Origin of the sequence: Halobellus sp. Atlit-38R (assembly GCF_003665925.1) — an archaeon.
Taxonomy (GTDB): domain Archaea; phylum Halobacteriota; class Halobacteria; order Halobacteriales; family Haloferacaceae; genus Haloquadratum; species Haloquadratum inordinatus.
Window position 1 is genome coordinate 1 of sequence record NZ_QXIJ01000195.1, and the last position, 529, is coordinate 529.

Sequence of the window (529 nt, forward strand, 5' to 3'; positions counted from 1 at the left end):
GTCGACGACGGCGAGTTCGACCCCGTCCCCGGCCCGGTCGAAGGCGGCGACCGAGTCCGCGTCGTACGGCGGGACCGCGACGATCACCACGCCCGCGAGGTCGTCGGTGCGGGAGAGGCCGAGGAACCCGTCCGGGTGCGAGAGGAACCGCGCGCCGCCCTCGCCGGCCGGCGTGCCGAGGTCGACGCCGAACACGGAGCTGACCGAGCTGCCCACCGACGGGAGCGTGAAGTGCGTCACCACCGGCGTCGCCGGGTCGAGCCCGAGGTCCGCCTCGAACTCCCCGGCGGGCGTCGCCGAGAGCCGGACGTTCACCTCGTCGGGGTCCTCGCTCGCGGCGCGCTCGCGGAGCACGGTCAACAGGTCGCGGGTGACGTAGATCACTGGTCGCCCGTCGCTACGGGACGCATTGGCAAAAGGTCACGCACCGCTCGGCCAACGCCGCGGCGGCCCTGAAAGCTGCCGCGGCGCCCCGGAGGCCCTGAAACCGCCCCGGCGCCGCGGCGTTGCCGTTCCCGCTCAGAACGGC

At 74.7% G+C, this 529-nt stretch carries 1 protein-coding gene; it reads right to left on the reverse strand.

What is annotated here, in order from left to right; translation table 11 throughout:
* Positions 1–384 (reverse strand): hypothetical protein (locus tag D3D02_RS18900; protein WP_121571356.1); only part of this gene is annotated, 384 nt, incomplete at its 3' end.
* Positions 385–529 lie beyond the last annotated feature (145 nt).